The organism is Enterobacter sp. LM3 (genome assembly GCF_046622475.1).
Lineage (GTDB): Bacteria > Pseudomonadota > Gammaproteobacteria > Enterobacterales > Enterobacteriaceae > Enterobacter > Enterobacter cloacae_P.
In genome coordinates this window covers 410,811-417,788 of record NZ_JBJURN010000002.1, presented here as the reverse complement: position 1 = coordinate 417,788, position 6,978 = coordinate 410,811, and the positions used below count along the sequence as shown (strand labels likewise).

Annotated in this window: 11 protein-coding genes, 1 tRNA gene and 2 pseudogenes; 6 read left to right on the top strand and 8 right to left on the bottom strand. The window is 44.6% G+C overall.

Features of this window, described 5'->3' with window-relative positions; translation table 11 throughout:
* Positions 1-275 (bottom strand): hypothetical protein (locus ACJ9N4_RS04090; protein WP_411500275.1); only part of this gene is annotated, 275 nt, incomplete at its 3' end.
* 109 nt (positions 276-384) lie between these two features.
* On the opposite strand from ACJ9N4_RS04090, the gene ACJ9N4_RS04085 reads away from it, so the two are divergent.
* Both ACJ9N4_RS04085 and ACJ9N4_RS04080 read left to right on the top strand, forming a co-directional pair.
* Entirely contained in the window at positions 385-1,788 is a 1,404-nt protein-coding gene (locus ACJ9N4_RS04085) for a phage tail protein (RefSeq protein WP_411500274.1), read from the top strand.
* A gap of 74 nt (positions 1,789-1,862) precedes the next feature.
* Positions 1,863-2,525: a hypothetical protein gene (locus ACJ9N4_RS04080; protein ID WP_411500273.1), complete on the top strand. Its 663-nt coding sequence runs from the start codon at positions 1,863-1,865 to the stop codon at positions 2,523-2,525.
* 291 nt (positions 2,526-2,816) lie between these two features.
* On the opposite strand, the gene ACJ9N4_RS04075 is transcribed toward ACJ9N4_RS04080, so the two are convergent.
* Complete coding sequence (locus ACJ9N4_RS04075; protein ID WP_411500272.1) at positions 2,817-3,044, bottom strand: hypothetical protein; 228 nt, start codon at positions 3,042-3,044, stop codon at positions 2,817-2,819.
* Positions 3,045-3,186: 142 nt separating this feature from the next.
* On the opposite strand from ACJ9N4_RS04075, the gene ACJ9N4_RS04070 reads away from it, so the two are divergent.
* Positions 3,187-3,357: a YnfU family zinc-binding protein gene (locus ACJ9N4_RS04070; protein ID WP_411500271.1), complete on the top strand. Its 171-nt coding sequence runs from the start codon at positions 3,187-3,189 to the stop codon at positions 3,355-3,357.
* Positions 3,358-3,612: 255 nt separating this feature from the next.
* On the opposite strand, the gene ACJ9N4_RS04065 is transcribed toward ACJ9N4_RS04070, so the two are convergent.
* Positions 3,613-3,831, bottom strand: a complete 219-nt coding sequence (locus ACJ9N4_RS04065) for a cold shock domain-containing protein (protein WP_182918607.1) — start codon at positions 3,829-3,831, stop codon at positions 3,613-3,615.
* Positions 3,832-4,117: 286 nt separating this feature from the next.
* On the opposite strand from ACJ9N4_RS04065, the gene cspF reads away from it, so the two are divergent.
* The gene (cspF, locus tag ACJ9N4_RS04060) at positions 4,118-4,330 is read left to right on the top strand and encodes a cold shock-like protein CspF (RefSeq protein WP_232105424.1); all 213 of its coding nucleotides are present in this window, start codon (positions 4,118-4,120) and stop codon (positions 4,328-4,330) included.
* 42 nt (positions 4,331-4,372) lie between these two features.
* Here cspF and ACJ9N4_RS04055 read toward each other — a convergent pair.
* The 3 genes and pseudogenes from ACJ9N4_RS04055 to ACJ9N4_RS04045 form a co-directional block, all read right to left on the bottom strand.
* Positions 4,373-5,061 (bottom strand): annotated as a pseudogene (locus tag ACJ9N4_RS04055) (SOS response-associated peptidase).
* A gap of 328 nt (positions 5,062-5,389) precedes the next feature.
* The gene (locus tag ACJ9N4_RS04050; RefSeq protein ID WP_411500270.1) at positions 5,390-5,830 is read right to left on the bottom strand and encodes a hypothetical protein; all 441 of its coding nucleotides are present in this window, start codon (positions 5,828-5,830) and stop codon (positions 5,390-5,392) included.
* Positions 5,831-5,899: 69 nt separating this feature from the next.
* Positions 5,900-6,139: a DinI family protein gene (locus ACJ9N4_RS04045; protein WP_411500269.1), complete on the bottom strand. Its 240-nt coding sequence runs from the start codon at positions 6,137-6,139 to the stop codon at positions 5,900-5,902.
* 98 nt (positions 6,140-6,237) lie between these two features.
* Between ACJ9N4_RS04045 and ACJ9N4_RS04040 the strand changes: the two genes are divergently transcribed.
* Together ACJ9N4_RS04040 and ACJ9N4_RS04035 are read left to right on the top strand one after the other, a co-directional pair.
* Positions 6,238-6,477 (top strand): hypothetical protein, encoded by a 240-nt coding sequence (locus ACJ9N4_RS04040; protein WP_411500268.1) that lies wholly within the window; start codon positions 6,238-6,240, stop codon positions 6,475-6,477.
* Positions 6,477-6,776, top strand: coding sequence for a hypothetical protein (locus tag ACJ9N4_RS04035; protein WP_411500267.1), 300 nt, complete (start codon positions 6,477-6,479; stop codon positions 6,774-6,776). The genes ACJ9N4_RS04040 and ACJ9N4_RS04035 overlap by 1 nt, the downstream gene beginning before the upstream one ends.
* Before the next feature lie 73 nt (positions 6,777-6,849).
* Here the strand turns inward: ACJ9N4_RS04035 and ACJ9N4_RS04030 are convergent.
* A pseudogene (locus ACJ9N4_RS04030) lies at positions 6,850-6,936 on the bottom strand (hypothetical protein); the annotation flags it as partial.
* Positions 6,892-6,968: transfer RNA gene (locus tag ACJ9N4_RS04025), tRNA-Pro, on the bottom strand. The pseudogene ACJ9N4_RS04030 and the gene ACJ9N4_RS04025, both read right to left, overlap by 45 nt.
* Positions 6,969-6,978: the final 10 nt, after the last annotated feature.

The window sequence follows — 6,978 nt, the reverse complement described above, 5'->3', positions numbered from 1 at the left end:
TCAAGAACAATTACTTTTACCGATTCGTCCTCATCATTATTAGGGAAGTCAGCACTCCTTGAGGCACTTATTTTCGTTTCTTCTTTATCTGGTACAACTACCGTAAATATAACCCTCAATATCAATGGCAGCATTCGTGATTTTGGAACAATCAATGTACCTGCCGGAACAGGTGGTCTTTGGATAACGGTAAGGCATGCGGTGAGTAACATAACATCCAGTACAGTAACCGGAATTATTACAGTCGTAGGAACAGGAACGGCGGGTAAAACCATTTCGTCACCCACTTTGACGATAACGCGAGGAACAGGCTCTTTCGTCTGACGCAGATTTTCAATTTCACTTATAACCCGCTCTGCGGGTTTTTTATTACCCGGAGAAAATATGCTTTATAACACTGGAACCATCGCAATTAATGGAAACACCGCAACTGGTACTGGCACGAACTGGACTGCACCAGGCAGCCAGGTTCGTGCTGGTCAGACGATTATCGTTGCGTCAAACCCGGTGCAGATGTTCCAGATTACAACTGTCGACGGCGCGACATCCTTGACCGTTACGCCTGCCGCATCTCCAGCGCTCAGCGGCCAGAAGTACGGCATTCTGGTGTCCGACAATATCTCTGTCGACGGGCTGGCCCAGGCGATGTCGCAGCTTATCAAAGAGTATGACGAGAACATTGGCGCGTGGGAGACGTTCGCCACAACCTCAGCCAATCAGAGCATCACTGTAACAATCAACGGCATCGCCGTAACCATCCCCGCCATCGGTAAACTGGCTCAGAAAGGGGCCAATGGTGCGCTGCCTGTAGAACATGGTGGAACCGGCGGGACAAATGCATCAGACGCTCGCACAAACCTCGGTTTAGGCGCATTCGTTACCCTTGACGACCAGAGTATTGTCTATGGCCCCGCACGGGAGCAGGCAATTATCATTCGCAAAAATGAGTGGGGGGCCGTTATTACGAATAATGGTAAGCCAGTACCACTCGGAACCCGGTATGGTGGAACAGGAGCAACAACAGGTGATTATTGGGGAGCCTGCACGAACATTGGAGCCATAAGACCAAAGACAGCGCGGTTTGTATCCGGTGAAAACCCGACCAGCCTTGACTGGAAAAACAGCACAGGTTTTATCACTGGTCAGGTTGAGGGGGGAGCGGTCGGAGCATGGATAGACATTACATCTGCCGATGAAGGCGCACGGATGCAGTTAATTGGATTTTATGGGGATAACAATGGCAAACATGGGTTCGGTTACAAGGTCTATAACCCAAACTCTCAGTCCTGGTACAATCTCGCCATCGCGCGGGATACAAACAACACGACTATTGATAGTAACGGATTTATAAAAGCCGCCTCGCCAATAGTTAACATTTTCATGGACGGAACTGCAGAGACAAATGCTGAATCTGAAGGTTGTGTTGTTACCCGCACTTCAGTGGGGGAGTATCTGATTGAAGGTTGCACGGGGCTGAATGCTGATGCAGCATGGGGTGGCATCGATGGCGGTTTTGAGATCCCCACAGACAGGAATAAGCAGCCGCTGTTATGGCTTGATTACGAAGTTTATGCTGACGGTTCTGTGCTTGTTAAGACGTTCCACCGTACCCATTCAGACGCACCAAAGTTCGCGCAAAACCTCATTGATGGATTTTCTGACGGTGACCCAATTGATATCCCGACTGACCAGTTCATCAGTGTTCGTGTGGAAATGCCAGCCGATTCGTTGTTCAACAAAAAAATGCGTGCAGCCGAGATAGCCCTAGTTAATAAAGGCGATGAATAAAGGTCGGTTTGAGCGCATTCTTGACTCTTGAAGACCAGAGTACTGTCTATGGCCCTGCACGGGAGCAGGCAATTATGATTCGCAAAAACGAGTGGGTAGCCTGTACGAACATTGGAGCCATAAGACCAAAGACAGCGCGTTTTGTATCCGGTGAAAACCCGACCAGTCTTGACTGGAAAAACAGCACAGGTTTTATCACTGGTCAGGTTGAGGGTGGAGCGGTCGGAGCATGGATAGACATTACATCTGCCGATGAAGGCGCACGGATGCAGTTAATTGGATTTTATGGGGATAACAATGGCAAACATGGGTTCGGTTACAAGGTCTATAACCCAAACTCTCAGTCCTGGTACAATCTCGCCATCGCGCGGGATACAAACAACACGACTATTGATAGTAACGGATTTATAAAAGCCGCCTCGCCAATCGTTAACATTTTCAGAGACGGAACCTCAGAGACAAATGCCGAATCTGAAGGTTGCGTTGTTACCCGTACTTCAGTGGGGGAGTATCTGATTGAAGGTTGCACGGGGCTAAATGCTGATGCGGCATGGGGCGGCACAGATGGTGGCTTTGAAATCCCTCTGGACAGAAACAAGCAGCCTCGTATCTGGCTTGACTACACAGTTAATGCCGATAGCTTTGTTTCAGTTCGCGTGGAAATGCCGGTCGATTCTTTGTTCAACCAAAAAATGCGTCCTACTGAGAAAACACCGCATGCTGGAGAAGGCGAATAAATGTCGTAACGCAGTTACACCGTTGAGTTTTTTGGCTATCGTTTGCAGGCGATTAAAGAGTTGAATGCTAAAGTTGAAGCTTTTTCGCAGAACAAATAAGTGTAAATGAGTTGGTTTGTGGTTGCGTTAATAATAAACTCATGCATGTTAGATAGGTGAATTTGATTAGTAAGGTTGATATGGGCTGCTAAAAAAAGCCTACGTTAAGCAGGCGATAATAATGATGCATAGTTATTATAGTAATGCTGTTGTAAATCGGTTTTCTACAGCAAGGGCTTAAAAGTTAGAATCTTACAAATATTTTTTTGCTGCATCAAATACTTCCTCTGAAGTAAGTTCTCGATCTGATGCGACATAGATAATTTCATGGTCTCCTGTTAATGATGGAAAGCCAGCAGACATTATCTGAAGATTAATTTCTTCTCCATTTGGATATTCTTCACGTATTGATGTAACACCCTTAAGTACTGTGATAACTTTGCTCGGTTTTCCATTAAAAAAAACGATCACTGTTTTCATATATCACCATGTATTTGTTCGTGATTTTTCAATCTAAGACTATCAGAAAGAGTTTGCCTTATAGATTTTTTTATCTCTTCCGAAATTAAAGCAAGCAATGTCTTGCCTTAACGTGTAATGTGGCAGTCCATTTGAACAGGAGATGCCTATGTCTGGACGTAAAAACACTCAATTCCGCCGAAATTATTTAGTTAAATGCCCTTGTCCAAACTGCTCTAAAGATTCTGAGCACAGTTACAATCGCATACAAAAAGGGGCCCAACTGGTCTGCCCTTACTGCAGCGCTTTGTTTAAATCAACTCAACGCTTCTAAAGACATTCTCTTACAAAAAATTTAAAAAGTGATGCTTTTGGAGGCCGCCTAACCTCTTACGCACTTTAATATTTTACAAGCAGTTAGCTTCTGCTTTGAGACTGTTCGTGCAGCAGTCCTGCACTTCATCACATCGGTCAGCAAACTCGTTCGAAAGAAAAAATATGCTGGCCTGTTGGAATGACACACAGTTATCTTATCAAGAGCCCGTCTACTCAGTAAAAACGTCATCGTTATCGCGGGCCAATGATAATATTACTTATCGCAGAGTGTTACGTTGGCTGCAGCCGGGCCTTTATTACCTGCCATAATAGCAAACTCGACTTTTTGGCCTTCAAAAAGTGTTTTGAAACTCTCTCCCTGTAGGGCAGAAAAGTGAACAAAAACATCTTTACTTCCATCAAGCGGGGAGATGAACCCAAAACCCTTATCTTCGTTATACCACTTGACCAGACCTAAGATCTTAGATGACATAAAACACTCCATTTGATGACTATCAAAGTAACAAAATTATGATAAGAAACGTATATCAGAATACGTATGAACTCAAAAGGAGGGGATATCAAAGATAGCGCCTTGTTATGAGGACTGCTTGTGAAATGTTACATTTGATATTTGTATCAAACTAACTAAATCATTAAGGCATGGACTGGGCCAATAAGCAAATTTTATTTTAGCCATCTGGGTGGCCACTTAATGATGATTAGCTAAAAAAATAATTTCCTGTATAGTCGAAGTTCGATTACTACAAGGAAATTATTTGTCTCGTAAAATGACAGGAATTGTCAAAAGTTTTGACTCCAAGAGTGGAAAAGGTTTCATCATCCCATCAGATGGCCGAAAAGATGTTTTCCTACATATCTCTGCATTAAATAACAGCGAAAACCAATCGTTAAGACCAGGTGTTCGCGTTGAATTTTATCGCATAAATGGGCTCAGTGGTCCGATGGCGGCAAACATATTTCTTTCTTAAAAATACGATTGATATGGCACTAGATTGAAAAAAGTACAAGTCCTAAAAAGTATTGGATTGGATATCTATTGATTCTATTAATTTTCCCCCTTGATTTTTTACATTCCCCAGAGCATGTGTAACTGCGTGCCTGATAAACTTCTCCGCAGTCGCAGAACCGTCGGTTGCTATCTCTTGAGCTTCTTTCCCTCCAACATACTGTCGCATCCATTCACGGGTAGTTTCAGGTGACATAACAAGTGGGCACCGATCGCGAATATCAGCCAGGCCCTTATCAGCTGCAGACGTTACAATGAGAAAACCCTCTGTATCATCGCCGCACTCGAACCTTGTACTGCCGATAGCAGCCATGAATATGGGTCGACCATCTGTCTGGTGGATGAAGTACGGCTGTTTTTTGTCGCCTTCTTTCTTCCACTCGAACCACCCATCTGCGAAACAGATCGCCCGTCCGTGCTGCCATAACGATTTAAACATGTGACTTGTGGCCGCCGTCTCGATGCGCGCGTTAATAAGTGGCGGTTTGTCCCACCATCCTGGAGCGTAACCCCAAAAAACCGGATCAAGATGCAGCTGCTCGTCGCGTTCGCTCAACAGCAGGACTTTGGTACCTGGTGCCACGTTGTAACGTCCAATCGGCTCCGGGTCATAGGCGATGTCGCGATCGGCTTCATCGGACAGATATGCCAGATATTCTTCACGGGTTGGGCTTGTGCAAAACGTCCACACATAGAAACCTCCAGCCAGATGTCAGACTGAAAGTATAGGGCAGGGAGAAAAAACAGGTGCGCACCGAAAGTCTATGATTTTGAAACAGGAGCATGATGATGGAAGTCAGCGAGGCGGTAAAGCACGGCGTTTCGAAACGGGAAGGAGCTACGCAAAAGTGTGAATTTTGGGGGCAAATTTGGGGGCGAAATCGTGCTGGGGGCGCGTTTTGGGGCATTATATTGGCCTTTATTGTCCGATAATGTCCGAATGATGATTCTCATAACTCACTGATATATAAATAAGTTATTGTTTTAACAGTGGTCGTGATTTTTACAAAACAGTCTAACGCTAATTGTAGTAATGCACCCCATTGATAACTCTCGGTTCTTTTACATAGCCATTACCTTCCAGAATTATTTTTTGAGAACCGCTTTGTGCTCCACCGTAAACCCCACGAAGAACCATAATCCCATTATTGTTTAAGGTACCCATAAGCAAGCCGGACTCTTCGATGACTAGTGTTGCCTCACGAGAGATGGATACAGTACCATACGCGTTACCTTCTATGATAACAGTCGCTCCAGATGAGATGGAAATGGTACCATGTTGCGACCCCAAAATTCTTACTGTTGCGTTAGCTGAAACTGACAACGTGCCATGAAGTGAGCCAGTTATTGTCAATTTCCCACTGATAACTTTAACTGTACCTCGGTGTTCGACAGCTAATACTGTATTTTCAGTAATTATTGTCTGAGGCACTTTTTGACCATTTATGATGTCATAGTTCATAATTTACCCTCCATGTTCTGATAATTAACAGCTTAATCTATGTTAAGCTGATTTTATGATCAATAGCTGCTAATCAGCAACCAGCCACATATCGGCCTCTTCAAACATTTCCTCCAGCATGCGGTTCAGTTTTTCCCGATCGCTTTTGCTGGCATCACTATTCAGACCGTTTGCCTGCATCGGCTTCACCTTCACTTCGGCATCAGGGAAAATCTGGTGTACCCGCTTCGTCAGCTCAGCCAGGATGATCTCTCTGGCTCCTGTCAGCCCATCTACATTTCTTTTGTCATAAACAAGTTCTACAAACATAACCACTCCTTAGGTATGAAAATGTCTCTGCTTGATCTACGCTCATAAAAATACTACTGTATATGTATACAGTCAATTGTTGCTTTAGGAAGCCGATTATGCCTCGTCAAACAGATATTCGTGCAGCTTTTTTTACGGCTATACAAATGAACCCAAATGGGTATAAGTATCTGCATACAGACGATTTTATTAACGCTTTGCGAGCTAGAAACTGGTACTTCACACAGCATGATGCTAACCAGTGGATCGAACGCTACCAGCCTGACTTTGCTGATAAGACTACAGACGAAAGCAATAACCGCTACTGGATCTTGCGTAACATGGGGAGGGTTCATTAATGGGATTTGCATCACCTGCGGCAGACTACGCCGAGCGCCCGTTATCCCCAACGGTTCTCTGCAACATTGGTTCAGAGAGCAGGGTTCTTGAAACTGATGTTGGGTTTGCAGTCGTAGAGCCTGCCATGAAAATAAAGTCCGGCGATATACTGCTGATCCTGAGTGACGGACATACGCAATTTGCCAAACTTATGGGTAAGACACTCATCACTGATGACGGTGAAGCGATAGAGGGAATTGTGCTGGAAGAGATAGAGGTACTAGGCCGGGTAACATTCTTCATCAACCGTGCTAAATAGGATAATTGCCCAGTAATCTAGGTAGGTATCACCACCATTTCACCATAGTTTCACCATTAGGAAATTATCATCATAAAAAAACCAGCCATAAGAGGCTGGTTTTTAATATGTTTTTTGGTCGGCACGAGAGGATTTGAACCTCCGACCCCCGACACCCCATGACGGTGCGCTACCAGGCTGCGCTACGTGCCGACGCGTAAAA